Here is a 14,620-nt window from a genome sequence, read left to right as displayed (position 1 = left end):
TTCCAAGAGGCCTCCTCTGCCGACTTCTTGTGACCTCGCACCTCACCCTTGCGCTTCGATTTCAGAAGCGCAAGAGTCGGTGAACATGAAACAGCGCATCGAAGGCGTCACCCCGCCCTACGCCCCCGACACCGACCGCGCCCTGCGCCGCTGGATGCCGCCCGGCGTCACCCGCGAACCCCTGATGCTCTTCAAGGTCCTCGAACGCCATCCGGAACTCGCCTCCCGGATGCGGGCGTTGGGCGCCGGCCTCCTCGTCCACGGCCTCCTGGACACCGCCGACCGCGAACTCGTGATCGCCCGCGTCTGCGCCCGCTCCGGCTGCGCCTACGAGTGGGGCGTCCACACGGCGACGTACGCCGAAGTCGCCCAACTCACCCCGCTGCAGATCACCTTGACAGCGACCGGCACCCCGGACGACCCGGTCTGGTCGCCCCGCCAGTCCGCGCTGCTCCGAGCCGTCGACGAACTCCACGCCGACGCCCGGCTGAGCGACGCTGCATGGTCCGGCCTGCGGGAGCACCTCGACGAGCCGGAGGCTCTCGAACTCCTTGTGCTGGCCGGGTGGTACCGCACCATCGCGTACGTCGCCAACGGTGTCGGGATCGAGCCCGAGCCGTGGGCCCTCGCCCTGCCCGCGAGGTGAGTCAGCCCGCCGACTCCGCCGCGTGCGGGCTCAACTCGCCCGCCGTCACCAGCGCGATGATCACGATGCCGAGTGCGATGCGGTAGTAGACGAACGGCATGAAGCTCTTGTGGGAAATGAACTTCATAAACCATGCAATTACGGCATACCCGACTATGAACGCGATCACCGTCGCGAACGTCGTCGGCCCCCACGCGACATGCCCCTCCGCCGCCGCGTCCTTCAACTCGAAGGCGCCCGAGGCCAGTACGGCCGGCATGGCGAGGAGGAAGGAGTAGCGGGCCGCCGCCTCACGGGTGTAGCCCATGAAGAGGCCGCCGCTGATGGTCGCGCCCGAGCGGGAGACGCCGGGGACCAGCGCCATCGCCTGGCAGAGGCCGTAGAGGAGGCCGTCCTTGGTGTTGAGGTCCACCAGGGTCTTGCGCTGCTTGGGTGCGCGGTGCCGGCCGCCGTTCTCGTCGCGGGCCGCGAGGCGGTCGGCGATGCCGATGACGATGCCCATCACGATCAGCATGGTGGCGGTGATGCGGAGGTCGCGGAACGGCCCTTCGATGTGGTCCTTGAGGGTCACGCCGAGCACGCCGATCGGGATGGAGCCGACGATCACCAGCCAGCCCATCTGGGCGTCGTGGTCGCGGCGCATCTCCTTGTTGGTGAGCGACCGGAACCACGCGGCGAGAATCCGCCCGACATCCTGGCGGAAATAGATCAGCACCGCCGCCTCCGTGCCGAGCTGGGTGATCGCCGTGAAGGCCGCGCCCGGGTCCTCCCAGCCCGAGAAGGCCGCCGTCAGCCGCAGATGCGCACTGGAGGAGACGGGGAGGAACTCGGTCAGCCCCTGGACGAGTCCGAGGATGAGGGATTCAAACCAAGACATGGAGTTACGGCGTCCAAGTGCTGATCGAGGAGGGGCAAAGGACACACCAAAACGCCGCGCGCGGTGAACCAGTGTGTGTGAGGGGGCAGCGTAGCGTCCCGGTGTGACAGGCCCGACACAGGGGTTTCACGGCCGTTGGGTGGCCCCGGGTACGGGGGATTCGCGGCGGTCGGGCTACTCCCTGCGCAGAGGTTTCACGAGCGGTCCGGCGACTCCGGGTTCGCGGTGTTGACCAGTTGCGGGGGCGACGCATACGTTGCAGCGGAAAGCGCTTGCTGCACGCGCTCGCTGTCCCCGGAGGAGTGCTGATCACGACCATGTCCACACCCGCCACCGACCCCGGGGTGTTCCAGCCCTTGACCCCGCTCACCGGCCGACGCATCAGGGCCGCCGTGGTCGGCGCCGGTGCCATCGGCCGGGGTTCCCATTTCCCCGCGCTCGCGCGGCTCGCCGAGGAGGGCGAGACCGAGGTCGTCGCCGCCGTTGACATCGATGCCACGTCGGTCGAGTCCTTCTGCGCCGAGGCCGGAATCCCGCACGCCTACACCGATCTGGAGCAGATGCTCCGGGAACAGCGGCCCGACCTCGTCACCATCTGCACCCCGCCCACCCTGCACCGCGCGCAGACGATCGCCGCGCTGCGGGCCGGCGCCTGGGTCTGGTGCGAGAAGCCGCCGGTTCCGACGCTGGCCGACTTCGACGCCGTAGAGAAAGAGGAAGGCGCGGAGGGTGCGGGGGAGGGGGCGGGCGGCGGGCCGTACGCGTCCATCGTCTTTCAGCATCGCTTCGGGTCGGGCTCCCGGCATGTGCGCCGGCTGCTCGCCGAGCGGGCCATGGGGCGGCCGCTCGTGGCGCACTGCCAGACCACCTGGTACCGCGACACCGCTTACTACGCCGTGCCCTGGCGCGGACGCTGGGAGACCGAGGGCGGCGGTCCCGCGATGGGACACGGCATCCATCAGATGGACCTGCTGCTCGATCTGCTCGGGCCGTGGAGCGAGGTGAAGGCCATGGCCGGGCGGCTGGTCCACGACGTGGAGACCGAGGATGTCTCGACCGCCCTGGTGCGCTTCGAGAACGGCGCGATGGCCACCGTCGTGAACAGCGTCCTGAGCCCCGACGAGGTCAGCCGTATCCGCATCGACTGCGAGCGCGCCACCGTCGAACTCACCCACCTGTACGGGCACAGCAACGACAACTGGCGCATCACGCCCGCCCCGGAGGTGTCGGGTGAGGAGGCCGCGGCCTGGCAGGACTTCGGGCCGGACGTGCCGAGTTCGCACCTGGAGCAGCTGCGTGAACTCGTCGTGAGCATGCGGGCCGGCGAACGGCCGCGCAGCAGCGGCACGGACGGCCGCACCAGCCTGGAGCTGATCACCGCCCTCTACAAGTCGGCGTTCACGGACACGACCGTACGGGCCGGCGACATCGGCCCCGGAGACCCCTATTACACGGCGCTGCACGGCGGCGCCCCCGGCTGGGCGCCCGTGGCGCGCGAGGAGGTGTCGGCGTGACCGGCCTGCGTATCGTCCACGCTCACGGCGACCGCATCACGGTGACCGAACCGGCCACCGGCGTCGAGCTGTTCAGCTATGTGTACCGGCCCGAGGCCGCCTGGGAGGCGCCGAAGCCGTACCTCCACCCGATCAGGACGCTGGCCGGTGACGTCGTCACGGACTACCGGCCCAACGACCACCGCTGGCACAAGGGCCTGCAGTTCACCGCCTCGCATCTGTCGGGCTCGAACCTGTGGGGCGGCAACACATACGTTCACGGCGAGGGATATCTCGAACTCCCAGAGCGCGTCGGGTCGATGGCCCATGTCGCCTTCGACGAGATCGACGTCCACACGGACTCGGATTCCGGCGCCGAGCGTCTCGTCATCGCCGAACGGCTGACCTGGCACCCGTACAGCGGTGAACTCTGGGCCGACGAGCAGCGCCGGATCGAGGTGCACGATGTGGACTCGGAGTCGGGTTCGTGGGCGCTGACCTGGACCAGCGCCGTGACCAACCGCCGCGACGAGCCCCTCCGGTTCGGCAGCCCGACCACCCATGGGCGCGAGGCGGCCGGCTACACGGGCCTCTTCTGGCGCGGCCCGCGCGCCTTCCGGGACGGCCGGATCATCGGCCCCGACGGCGAGGGCCCCGAGCTGATGGGCTCCCAGGGCCCCTGGCTCGCCGTCTCCGGCGAGCACGACGGCACCGACGGCCACGCAACCATCGTCTTCGCCCACGCCCCCGAGAACGACCAGGCCGGCGCCCAAGGCACCCACCCCGCCCACTGGTTCGTCCGCAACGAACCGTTCGCGGGGATCGCCCCCTCCTACTCCTTCTACGACGAGCTGGAGCTCGCCCCCGGGGACACGCTGACCCGGCGCTACCGGGTCGTCGTGGCCGACGGGGCGTGGGAGCGGGAGGAGATCGCCAAGTACCTGGAGGCGCGCCCGTGGTGAGTGCTGGGATCGCTGATGGCTTCTCCGGTCTGCCGGGCGGGGTCGCCGTCTCGCATCTGTCGGTCTACGACTGGCCTGCAGTGGACGGGGTGTGCGGCGGAACTCCCCATATGCACCTGACCTGTTCGGAGGGGTACGTCGTCACCGGCGGGCGCGGTGCGGTGCAGACGCTCACGACGTCCGGGTACGAGGTGACGCCGCTCGCGGCCGGGACGGTCGCCTGGTTCACGCCGGGCACCATCCACCGGCTCGTCAACGAGGGCGACCTGCGCATCACCGTCCTCATGCAGAACAGCGGGCTGCCCGAGGCGGGCGACGCGGTGCTCACGCTGCCCCTGCGGTACCTCACCGACCCGGAGACGTACGCCGCCGCCACCACGATCCCGGCTGACGCGCCCGAGGCGGAGCAGGAACGGGTCGCCCGGGCCCGACGCGACCTCGCCCTGGAGGGCTACCGGGCGCTGCGCGAGGCGGAGGATCCGGAAGCGCTGGCCGCGTTCCACCGGGCCGCCGCCGCGCTGGTACGACCCCGGCTCACGGAGTGGCGTGAGCGCTGGGAGCGGGGGGCGCGGGCCGCTGCTACGGCCACGGGGGAGCAGCTCGACCGGCTCGAACAGGGTGACTTCTCCCACCTCGCCGACGCCGTCGTACGGGCCGAACAGCCTTCGGCGTACGGGAAGTTCGGGATGTGCGGGCGGTTGGACGTCTACAAGGGAACGTAGTTCCGGGCTTGCTTTTGGGCCGGCGGGCCAGCCCGGCTCTTGGGTCAGGCTGCCGTCGGGCCTGTCACGGTCCAGCCGGGTGTCTGCGGGTGGGCCGTCAGGTCCTCGTGGCGGACCGGGGCGCCGCACGCTGTGCAGGTGACGGCGGGGACCAGTTCGTTGCCGCAGATGTGCTCGATCACCATGGGGCGGTTGAGTACATCCTTCCGAACATGGCGGTCGCCCCATGCCATGAGGGTCATCAGGACCGGCTCCAGTTCGAGCCCCGCCTCGGTGGGCCGGTACTCGAAGCGCTGCGGGTGTTCGCTGTAGGTCCGCCGGGTGAGGATTCCGGCGTCGACGAGGCGGCGCAGCCGGGTGGTCAGGACGTCGCGCGGGGCGCCGATGTTGCGGACCAACTGGTCGAAGCGGCGGTTGCCGAGGCACACCTCCCGTAGGACGAGGAGGGAGTACTTCTCGCCTACGAGCGCCAGGGCGTCGGCGATCGAGCAGGGGCGCGGGTCTTTGGAGGCGGCCGTGTTCGGTCTCATGGTGTCCAGTCTAGGGCTGATCCGAGAGTGGGTTTGTTTTTCCAACTGACAGAGCTATGGTGAGTTTGGATTTCCTACTCACTGGTAGTTCCGGTCGTTGTCCGATTCATCATTACTACTTGATCGTTACTGCTTGATCACCACTGCTTGATCGTTACCGCACTCTTGATCGTTGTGGAGGCCCGCACCATGCGTGACGCAGTGATCGTCGAAGCCGTACGCACGCCCGTAGGCAAGGGCAAACCGAACGGCTCCCTCGCCCAGGTCCACCCCGTCGAACTCCTCGCACACACCCTGCGCACCCTCGTCGAGCGCACCGGGATCGACCCGGCGATCGTCGACGACGTCATCGGCGGCACGGTCACCCAGGTCGGTGAGCAGGCCGTCAACATCACCCGGCAGGCCGTGCTGTCGGCGGGCTTCCCGGAGTCGGTGCCCGCGACCACGGTGGACCGCCAGTGCGGCTCCTCCCAGCAGGCCGTGCACTTCGCGGCGCAGGGCGTGATCTCCGGGGCGTACGACCTGGTCGTGGCCTGCGGAGTGGAGTCCATGGGGCGTGTGCCGATGGGGTCGAGCGTGCTGCCCGGCACGGACCCCTTCGGCCCCGGAGTCGCCGGACGCTACCCGGAGGGCCTCGTCCCGCAGGGCATCAGCGCCGAACTCATCGCCGCCAAGTGGTCGATGACACGCGACCAGTTGGACGCCTTCGCGGTCTCCTCGCACCACAAGGCGGCCGAGGCCTGGGACGCGGGCCTCTTCGACGCCCAGGTCGCACCTCTGGAGGGCGCCTCGCGCGACGAGTGCGTACGGCCCGGCAGTACGACCGAGGTCCTCGCCGGCCTGAAGCCCGCCTTCTACGACGCGACGTACGCCGAGCGCTTCCCGTAGATCGAGTGGAACATCACCGCCGGCAACTCCAGCCCCATCAACGACGGCGCCTCCGCCGTCCTCATCACGTCCAGTGAGACGGCGGCCCGGCTCGGACTGCGCCCGCTCGCCCGGCTGCACAGCTTCGCGGTGACAGGTTCGGACCCGCTGCTCATGCTCACCGGTGTCATCCCGGCGACCGAGAAGGTGCTGCGCCGGGCATCGCTCACCCTCGACGACATCGACCTGTTCGAGGTCAACGAGGCGTTCTCCAGCGTCGTTCTGGCCTGGCAGCAGGAGACGGGCGCGGATCTCGCCAAGGTCAACGTGCACGGCGGGGCCATCGCGATCGGCCATCCGCTCGGCGCGAGCGGGACACGGTTGACGACCACACTGGTGCACGCGATGCGGGATCGAGGGGCGCGTTACGGGCTGCAGACGATGTGCGAGGCGGGGGGTCTCGCCAACGCGATGATCATCGAGTCTGTTTGACGCGTCGAGGCTGATCGGCGCGTCAGTGGCCCCGGGGACTGTCAGTTGCCCCGCAGATGGTGGCGTTTGCGCCAGGCCACCACCGCGCCGCCCAGGGCCGGCAGGGCGATGCAGGCCATCGCGATCAGGAAGGCCGGCGACGTGGGGCTCGAGGCGCGGGCGCCGGCGACGACGTACGCGGCGGTGTTCGGGATCGAGCCGAGCGCCGTCGCGAGCAGGAACGGCGTCCAGCGCATGCGGGAGACGGCGGCGCAGTAGTTCACGCCCCAGAACGGCAGTCCGGGGAAGAGCCGCGCCGCCATCATCGAACGGAAGCCGTGCCGGCTGAGCTGGCCGTCCGCGGCCTTCAGCCACCGGCCCCGCAGCAGCGGGCGCAGGGCGTCCTGGCCCAGCATGCGGCCCAGACCGAAGGAGATCCCGGCGCCGAGCACCGTGCCCGCCAGCGCCGAGGCGGTGCCGAGCTGGGAGCCGAACAGCGCGCCCGCCGCGAGGTTCAGCAGGGGGCGCGGCACGAACGCCACGCTGCACAGGCCGTACGCCGCCGCGAACACCAACGCCGCCATGGCGCCGCCGAGTTGGGGCGGCCAGCCGTCGGAGAGCAGTCGCTGCGGATGGAAGAGCAGCACGGTCGACGCCGCCCCGGCGAGCAGCACCAGGAGCAGCGACAGCCGCGACCACGGCGAGAGCAGGGCTCTCGTGCAGCGCGCGGTGAAGCCGGTCGGGACGACGGGCAGCAGAGGCGCGACGGGCATGGCCGCGGGCACGGTCACGACTGCGGCGAGTTCCGTGACAGCGGCCTGGGGAGTGGCCGTGGCGGTGCCCCCAGAGAGGGTGGTGGCATCGGCGAGCATGTCGGCGACACTAACCGACCTGTGTATGTGATCGCCGTATGGTTCGTCTCATGAGCGTCACAGGTGCGGGGACCGTGCGAGTGCCGGGCAGTGTCCTCGCGGACACCGTGCTGGAGCGGCTCACGGCCACGTACGCCGCGGCGGCCGACCCGGAGCGGGCGGTGCTCATGCGGGCGTACATGAAGGATGTGGCGCCCTTCTTGGGTCTCACCACACCCGTGCGCCGCGCGCTGTCCCGCACGGTCCTGGAGGGCACGCCCCGCCCCGACGAGGCCGACTGCACCGCGATCGCCCTGCGCTGCTGGGAACTGCCGGAGCGCGAGTACCAGTATTTCGCGGTGGACTATCTGCGCCGCCACGTGAAGGAGTGCACGTCCGGCTTCCTGCCGGTCGGCCGCCACCTCGTCTCGACGATTCCCTGGTGGGACACCGTCGACGCACTCGCCTCCCACGTAGTGGGAGGCCTGGTCGCCGCCGATCCGAAGCTGGTCACCGACATGGACGCGTGGATCGTGGACGACGACCTGTGGGTCGCCCGTACGGCCCTCCTCCACCAACTGCGCTACAAGGAGCACACCGACACCGAACGCCTCTTCGCGTACTGCCTGCACCAGTCCGGGCACCCGGACTTCTTCATCCGCAAGGCGATCGGCTGGTGCCTGCGCGAGTACGCGAAGACGGACCCGGTGGCGGTACGGGGCTTCCTGGCCCGGGAGAAGGGGCGGTTCGCGCCGCTGTCGGTGCGCGAGGCCCTGAAGAATCAGCCCTGATCAGCCCTGAAGAACCAACCCTGAAGAACCAGCCCTGAAGAACCAGCCCTGAAGAACCAGCACTGAAGAACATCGGCGCCCGACGTCCCACGTACTGATAAATCGTTCGACGCCGGGCAAAGCGTCGGCAATGATCGGCCTCATGTTCCGGTACGCCTTCCACCTCGCAGCATCCGCAGTCGCGGATGCGCCGAAGGCTGCCGTTCCCGTTCTCGTTTCTGTTCTAACTGCCGCAGTCGACGGCGCCCGAAGCTGACCCTCTCCGGATCGTCCGGCGGACCCCGCAGGGGGAGGGTCGGCGAGTCCTCGGGGTCCCCGCTTTTCACCACTGGGCTTTTCACCACTGGAGAGGCTTCGAGGTACCGCCATGTCCAAAACGGCATACGTCCGCACGAAACCGCATCTGAACATCGGCACGATGGGCCATGTCGACCACGGCAAGACCACCCTGACCGCCGCCATCACCAAGGTCCTCGCCGAGCGCGGCGCGTCCACCTTCGTACCGTTCGACCGGATCGACCGGGCGCCGGAGGAGGCCGCGCGCGGCATCACCATCAACATCGCGCACGTCGAGTACGAGACCGACACGCGGCACTACGCGCACGTGGACATGCCGGGTCACGCCGACTACGTCAAGAACATGGTCACCGGGGCCGCGCAGCTCGACGGGGCGATCCTCGTCGTCTCCGCGCTCGACGGGATCATGCCGCAGACCGCCGAACACGTGCTGCTCGCCCGGCAGGTGGGCGTCGACCACATCGTGGTCGCGCTCAACAAGGCCGACGCGGGCGACGACGAACTCACCGACCTGGTCGAGTTGGAGGTCCGCGAACTGCTCACCGCGAACGGCTACGGCGGCGACTCCGTGCCCGTCGTACGGGTGTCCGGTCTCAAGGCCCTTGAGGGGGACCCCCGTTGGGAGGCGTCGATCGACGCGCTGCTCGATGCCGTGGACACGTATGTGCCCATGCCCGAGCGGTATCTGGACGCGCCGTTCCTGTTGCCGGTCGAGAACGTGCTCACGATCACCGGGCGCGGGACGGTCGTCACGGGTGCGATCGAGCGTGGCACGGTCCGGGTGGGCGACCGGATCGAAGTGCTCGGCGCCGCCGTCGACACGGTGGTCACCGGCCTGGAGACCTTCGGCAAGCCGATGGCGGAGGCGCAGGCCGGCGACAGCGTGGCGCTGCTACTGCGCGGTGTCCCACGCGACGCGGTCCGTCGCGGGCACATCGTCGCGGCGCCCGGCAGCGTCGTCCCCAGCCGACGCTTCTCGGCGCAGGTGTACGTCCTGTCGGCCCGCGAGGGCGGCCGCACGACGGCGGTGTCGACCGGCTACCGGCCGCAGTTCTACATCCGCACCGCGGCCGTCGTCGGCGACATCGACCTCGGTGAGACGGCGGTCGCCCGACCCGGTGACACCGTCACGATGTCGGTCGAACTGGGCCGTGAGGTCCCGCTGGAGCCGGGGCTCGGCTTCGCGATCCGCGAGGGCGGGCGGACGGTGGGGGCGGGGACGGTGACGGCGGTGGGTTGAGCTGGGTGGGCTGAGCAGGGTGGGTGCCCGTCCCTTTGGGGGCGGGCACCCTCTCGCGCGTTCGCCCGCGTTGTCGGGCGGGCGATCTCGTTCGCCGGGAAGGGTGTCGGCGGGCCTGTGTGTCCGAGGTCCCTGTGTGTCCCAGGCCAGGGGCTCGTATCCGCGATTGTCAGTGGCGTGCGCAAGACTTGATCGTGGCGGTAGTTGTGGCGAGGCGAGGCGTGGGGAAGGCAGGGGCACCATGGCGGGCAAGGCACTTGTGCTCGGTGGCGGGGGCAGCAGCGGGATCGGCTGGATGGCCGGGGTGCTGTACGGGCTGGGCGAGGCCGGCGTCGATCTCTCTGACGCCGATGTCGTGATCGGTACGTCGGCGGGTTCGACCGTCGGCGCCCAGTTGCGGGCCGGCACGCCCAAGGAGGTCTACGAACGTCAACTCGCCGCCCCCGAGGGCGAGATCGCCGGCCGACTCGGTCGTGGCCTGATGCTCCGCTACGTCTGGGCGACGGTGACCTCGCGCACTCCGGAGGCGTACGGGCGGAAGATCGGCCGTATGGCACTCGCCGCCAGAACGCCCAGCGCGGCGGACCGGCGCGCGGCGATCGAGACCCGGCTCGTCTCACCGGAGTGGCCCGACCGCGCGTTGCGCATCACCGCCGTCGACACGGTGACCGGCGAACTGCGGGTCTTCGACAAGGACAGCGGGCTGCCCCTGGGCGACGCCGTCGCCGCGAGCTGTGCGGTCCCCGGGGTGTGGCCCCCGGTCACCATCGAGGACCGCCGCTGGATCGACGGCGGCATCCACTCGGCGGCCAACGCGCAACTCGCCGAGGGGTACGACCAGGTCGTCGTCCTCGCTCCGATAACCCTCGGGGGCGGCCCCCTGGTGTCTCCGGCCGCCCAGGCCCGGCGACTTGTGGAGCAGGGCGCCCGTGCGGTCGTCGTCTCACCGTCACCGGAAGCGAAGCAGGCGTTCGGCCGCAATCTGCTCGACCCGTCGATACGGGCGGCTGCGGCACGGGCGGGGCGGGAACAGGCGGCGGCGCATGTGGCGGAGGTGGGGGAGGTTTGGGGGTCTGCCGGGGCGACTGGATGATCGGCTCGCTGAGGGGCTGAGGGGCTGAGGGGCTGAGGGGCTGAGGGGCTGAGGGGTGGGCTGGCACGTTGGCAGGTTGGGGGCGCCGGGCTGGTGGGCTCGTGGGCCGGCTGAGGGAAGTGAGCGCGGGCCGGGTATCGGTGGGGTGCGTGGACGGTTGGCCGGGCCATGGGCCGAGCTGACGGTGCTGGCCTCGCGGGCTGGCCGGAGGATGTAGGCGCGGGCTCGGCGGCAGCCGGACTGCGCGGCGCGCACGGTCCGGGATGACGCACGGCGCCCGCTCACCGGCACGGGCCGCACCACCGCCCGTGCCCCGCACCCTCCCTCCGCATCCCGCACCCCCTCCGTATCCCGCACGTCAGTGACGCACCCGTACTCCCGCGCCCCCACAACCAACACCAACCCCCGCACGAGCCCACCACCGCCTCACCGCCTCACCTGCCACCCCACCACCCCGGCACAATGGACCCGTGAACGAGCCACTACCCGTGAACGAGCCGATACCAGTGACCCGGGAGGTTGATCACGGGGTCGCCAAACTCATGCCCGACGTGGACCGGGCGCGGGCCTGGCTGCTGACTGTCGACGGGGCGCCGCAGTCCTACGTGGACCTGGACGCGCCGACGCACCTGGAGTTCGAGTACACGCGGCGGCTCGGGCATGTGCTGGACACCCTCGCGGAACCGGGGCGCCCGCTGGACGTGCTGCACCTGGGCGGCGGAGCGCTCACGCTGCCTCGGTACGTGGCGGTGACCCGGCCGGGTTCGCGGCAGGACGTGGTCGAGGCCGACCGGGGTCTGCTGGAGCTGGTCACCGAGCACCTGCCCTTGCCGGCCGGCGCCGGTGTCACCGTGCACGGCGCCGACGCCCGTGCCTGGCTGGAGGCGGCGCCGGACGGTTCGGCGGACGTGGTCGTCGCCGATGTCTTCGGCGGTTCACGGGTCCCGGCGCACCTGACCTCAGAGGCGTACGCCCGCGAAGCCGAGCGGGTCCTGCGCGCCGACGGCGTCTACCTGGCCAACCTCGCGGACGCAGCCCCGTTCACGTTCCTGCGCGCCCAACTCGCCACGTTCGGCACGGTGTTCCAGGAGCTGGCGCTGATCGCGGAACCGGGAGTGCTGCGAGGGCGCCGCTTCGGCAACGCGGTGCTCGTCGCCGCGCACCACCCGATCGACACGGCGGCCCTGACCCGACTCGTGGCCTCGGACGTGTTCCCGGCACGGCTCGAACACGGGCCTGCGCTACGGGACTTCATCGGCGGCGCGCTGCCGGTCCGGGATGAGGATGCCGTCCCGTCGCCCGAGCCCCCGGACGGCGCGTTCGGTATCGGCTGAGGTGGCTCCGGTCTCGCAGGTCTGCCCGGCACGGCTCGAACGTCGGCTCGGGCTGGGGGAGTTAATAGGCCGTGCGCGGCTGGTCTGGGGTGGAGATTGGTCGACCGGGCTCTCGTGGTCCCGCACGATTTCCCGCCGTGTCTCGAACGCGGGCCTGCGCTAAGGGACTTCACCGGCAGTACGCGAGCCATGCGTGTTGAGAGCGCCGTACCGCGTCACCTGAACGCGCCGCTCCCCACCATCACCCATGCCCTTCAACCGACCGCTCCGCATCATCGACCGCCCCACCCGCACCCCCCGGCGTCCCCTTCACGTCGCTCACCCCACCCTGTCGCCGCAGATTCCGTACCTCCGGCACACACAGCACCGCCGCCGTCACCACCGTGACCAGGGCCGCACACCCCCACAGCGCAGCCGTACGCCCGAAGGCCGACTCCGTCGGGCCGGCCGCCGCTGCGGCGAGGGGCATCAGGGCGATGGAGCCGAACCAGTCGTAGGCCGAGATGCGGGAGAGTTTGTGCTCGGGGATCTCCTGGTGCAGGGCGGTCATCCATGAGACGCCGAAGACCTCCACCGTCGCGCCCGCGACGAACATCACCGCGAACAGGACGCCCACCGGCACCGGTACCGCGAGTGCGGCGGACGGGAGGGCCAGGGGGAAGACGCCCAGGGTGCCTGCCAGGAGCAGGCGGCGGGGTTTCCAGCGGGTCATCAGCAGGGCGCCGGCCACCGTGCCCGCGCCGAACGCGGCCAGGGCCAGGCCCCAGGGGCCCGCGCCGCCGAGGCTGTCGCGGGCGACGAGTGGGCCGTAGACCGCGTCCGCCGCGCCGACGACCGCGTTGGCGATGGAGAACGCCACGACGATGGACCACAGCCACGTGCGGCCGATGAACTCCCGCCAGCCGTCCCGGAGATCGGCGAGCATGCCGCCGCCCGGCGCGCGCGGTGGGATGTGGCTCACGTCGAGGAAGGAGCGGAGTCCGCCGGCGACCGCGAACGCCGCCGCGTCGACCGCGAGCACCCAGCCCGGGCCGACCGCCGCGACCAGCGCGCCGCCGAGCGCCGCGCCGCCCAACGACGCGCCCTGCATCGCCATCCGGAAGACCGCGAACGCCCGGCCGGCCTGTTCGCCGCTCACCGTGGACATGAGCATGCCCTCGGCCGCCGGGCCGAAGAACGCCTGGCCGGTGCCGCCGAGCGCGGTCAGCAGCATCATCTGCCAGAGGCGGGGCTCGCCGGTGAGGACGAGTACCGCGAAGGCCGCCTGCGACACACAGCTCAGGGCGTTGGCCGCGACCATGACATGGTGCCGCGGCACCCGGTCCGCGATCGCGCCGCCGATCAGCAGGAACAACACCAGCGGCAGCGTGCGCGAGGCGGCCACCAGACCCACGTCACCGCTGTCGCCGCCCGCGTCCAGTACGGCGAACGCGGAGGCGATCAGGGCGCCGTTGCCACCGAGGCCGGTCGCCACCGCGGCGGCCGTCAGCAGGGTGTAGTTGCGGCCCGCCCAGTCGGGTCGGCGTGGTCGACGGGGCGCGGCGGTGACGGTCACCGGCCGACTATCGCCGCCCGTGCCACACCCTGCCAAACAGATTGCCGCCAGAATCAAGCCAACCGGTCAACAGCCCACGGGTGTCAGCTCGTTGCGCCCGTCGGGTCCCCGTGCAGTCGTACGGTGCTAAGGATCTTCTGAATCGTCGCGTCGGGGATCTCCTCGCTGACGCCCTTCGCGCCGTAGAGGGTCCAGGAGACGAAGTCGTCCGCCGAGTTCTTGAAGGCGAACGTGGTCGCCTTGCCGTCGGAGGAGCACTTGCCGGTCTTCGGCGCGCCGGACGTGTACGAGCTGGCGACGCTGCCCGTGACACCCGACTTCGTCGTGTACGGCTTGGCCGCGCCGATCTTCAGGTACTTCTTGGACGAGTCCTTCTGGTCCGTGTACCCGCCGAACGCGAAGGCGGCAGCGTCACCGCGTGCGGTGCTCGCGGTGTCCTTCGCGCCGTCCTCGCCCTTGGTGCCGCTCGACGCCAGCGACGAGGTCTCCTTGGTGCCGTCCTTGTTGTCGTCGGACTGGCACCAGTTCTGCTTCAGATAGGCGGGCGCCGAGAAGCCGATGTACGGGGAGCCGTCGCCCTTCACCTCGTCCTCGAAGAAGGTGAAGGTGCCCGGCGTGCCGACCTCCCAGTCGGCGGGGACGTCGAACGCGGTGCCGTACTTCTGGTTGACGACGACCTTCCAGCCCGCGATCGTCGGCTTCTCGGTCTCGTTGCCGCGCGGGTTGTCGTCCGAACCGGAGGAGGAGGCACTCGGGTCCGCGGACGCCGACGGCGACTTGCTCGACTTGTCCTTGCCGCCGTCCGCCTTGTTGTCCTTGTCGCCGCCCAGGACCAGGAATCCGGTCACACCGGCGGCCACGACGACCGCTGTCGCCGCGACGATCGCGATC

At 70.6% G+C, this 14,620-nt stretch carries 13 protein-coding genes and 1 pseudogene; 9 read left to right on the top strand and 5 right to left on the bottom strand.

The genetic code is table 11. The features are described 5' to 3' along the window. Window positions 1-85: 85 nt before the first annotated feature. Window positions 86-646 (top strand): carboxymuconolactone decarboxylase family protein, encoded by a 561-nt coding sequence (locus ACFWP5_RS25395; RefSeq protein ID WP_384160825.1) that lies wholly within the window; start codon window positions 86-88, stop codon window positions 644-646. A gap of 1 nt (window position 647) precedes the next feature. Here ACFWP5_RS25395 and ACFWP5_RS25390 read toward each other — a convergent pair whose 3' ends face one another. Further along, window positions 648-1,523 carry an undecaprenyl-diphosphate phosphatase gene (locus tag ACFWP5_RS25390; protein ID WP_384160822.1) on the bottom strand — a complete coding sequence of 292 codons (876 nt, stop codon included), beginning with the start codon at window positions 1,521-1,523 and terminating at the stop codon, window positions 648-650. 317 nt (window positions 1,524-1,840) lie between these two features. Here ACFWP5_RS25390 and ACFWP5_RS25385 point away from each other — a divergent pair, with 317 nt between their 5' ends. The 3 genes from ACFWP5_RS25385 to ACFWP5_RS25375 all read left to right on the top strand — a co-directional run bounded on the left by ACFWP5_RS25385 (window position 1,841) and on the right by ACFWP5_RS25375 (window position 4,700). Further along, window positions 1,841-3,037 carry a Gfo/Idh/MocA family protein gene (locus ACFWP5_RS25385; protein ID WP_384160819.1) on the top strand — a complete coding sequence of 399 codons (1,197 nt, stop codon included), beginning with the start codon at window positions 1,841-1,843 and terminating at the stop codon, window positions 3,035-3,037. After that, window positions 3,034-3,978 carry a PmoA family protein gene (locus tag ACFWP5_RS25380; RefSeq protein ID WP_384160816.1) on the top strand — a complete coding sequence of 315 codons (945 nt, stop codon included), beginning with the start codon at window positions 3,034-3,036 and terminating at the stop codon, window positions 3,976-3,978. Before ACFWP5_RS25385 ends, ACFWP5_RS25380 begins: the two co-directional genes overlap by 4 nt. Window positions 3,979-4,088: 110 nt before the next feature. Continuing rightward, window positions 4,089-4,700, top strand: a complete 612-nt coding sequence (locus tag ACFWP5_RS25375; RefSeq protein WP_384160946.1) for a cupin domain-containing protein — start codon at window positions 4,089-4,091, stop codon at window positions 4,698-4,700. Window positions 4,701-4,744: 44 nt separating this feature from the next. Here ACFWP5_RS25375 and ACFWP5_RS25370 read toward each other — a convergent pair whose 3' ends face one another. Continuing rightward, window positions 4,745-5,230 carry a winged helix-turn-helix transcriptional regulator gene (locus ACFWP5_RS25370; RefSeq protein ID WP_384160813.1) on the bottom strand — a complete coding sequence of 162 codons (486 nt, stop codon included), beginning with the start codon at window positions 5,228-5,230 and terminating at the stop codon, window positions 4,745-4,747. Window positions 5,231-5,419: 189 nt separating this feature from the next. On the opposite strand from ACFWP5_RS25370, the pseudogene ACFWP5_RS25365 reads away from it, so the two are divergent. After that, window positions 5,420-6,589: pseudogene (locus tag ACFWP5_RS25365) on the top strand (thiolase family protein). 41 nt (window positions 6,590-6,630) lie between these two features. Here ACFWP5_RS25365 and ACFWP5_RS25360 read toward each other — a convergent pair. Further along, window positions 6,631-7,440: a TVP38/TMEM64 family protein gene (locus tag ACFWP5_RS25360; RefSeq protein ID WP_384160810.1), complete on the bottom strand. Its 810-nt coding sequence runs from the start codon at window positions 7,438-7,440 to the stop codon at window positions 6,631-6,633. Between the two features lie 50 nt (window positions 7,441-7,490). On the opposite strand from ACFWP5_RS25360, the gene ACFWP5_RS25355 reads away from it, so the two are divergent. The 4 genes from ACFWP5_RS25355 (at window position 7,491) to ACFWP5_RS25340 (ending at window position 12,174) form a co-directional block, all read left to right on the top strand. Next, complete coding sequence (locus ACFWP5_RS25355; RefSeq protein WP_384160807.1) at window positions 7,491-8,210, top strand: DNA alkylation repair protein; 720 nt, start codon at window positions 7,491-7,493, stop codon at window positions 8,208-8,210. Window positions 8,211-8,577: 367 nt separating this feature from the next. Then, window positions 8,578-9,747, top strand: a complete 1,170-nt coding sequence (gene tuf, locus ACFWP5_RS25350) for an elongation factor Tu (RefSeq protein WP_384160804.1) — start codon at window positions 8,578-8,580, stop codon at window positions 9,745-9,747. Window positions 9,748-9,988: 241 nt separating this feature from the next. Beyond that, window positions 9,989-10,840, top strand: a complete 852-nt coding sequence (locus tag ACFWP5_RS25345; RefSeq protein ID WP_384160801.1) for a patatin-like phospholipase family protein — start codon at window positions 9,989-9,991, stop codon at window positions 10,838-10,840. 488 nt (window positions 10,841-11,328) lie between these two features. Continuing rightward, complete coding sequence (locus ACFWP5_RS25340; protein WP_384160943.1) at window positions 11,329-12,174, top strand: spermidine synthase; 846 nt, start codon at window positions 11,329-11,331, stop codon at window positions 12,172-12,174. Between the two features lie 241 nt (window positions 12,175-12,415). On the opposite strand, the gene ACFWP5_RS25335 is transcribed toward ACFWP5_RS25340, so the two are convergent. After that, window positions 12,416-13,729 carry an MFS transporter gene (locus tag ACFWP5_RS25335; RefSeq protein ID WP_384160798.1) on the bottom strand — a complete coding sequence of 438 codons (1,314 nt, stop codon included), beginning with the start codon at window positions 13,727-13,729 and terminating at the stop codon, window positions 12,416-12,418. A gap of 83 nt (window positions 13,730-13,812) precedes the next feature. After that, a complete protein-coding gene (locus ACFWP5_RS25330) occupies window positions 13,813-14,619 on the bottom strand; it encodes a hypothetical protein (protein WP_384160795.1) in 807 nt (268 codons plus the stop codon). Window position 14,620 lies beyond the last annotated feature (1 nt).

Origin of the sequence: Streptomyces sp. NPDC058469, assembly GCF_042721125.1 — a bacterium.
Lineage (GTDB): Bacteria > Actinomycetota > Actinomycetes > Streptomycetales > Streptomycetaceae > Streptomyces.
Note: the sequence above shows the minus strand (reverse complement) of the source record. Positions and strands in the feature narration are given on the sequence as shown.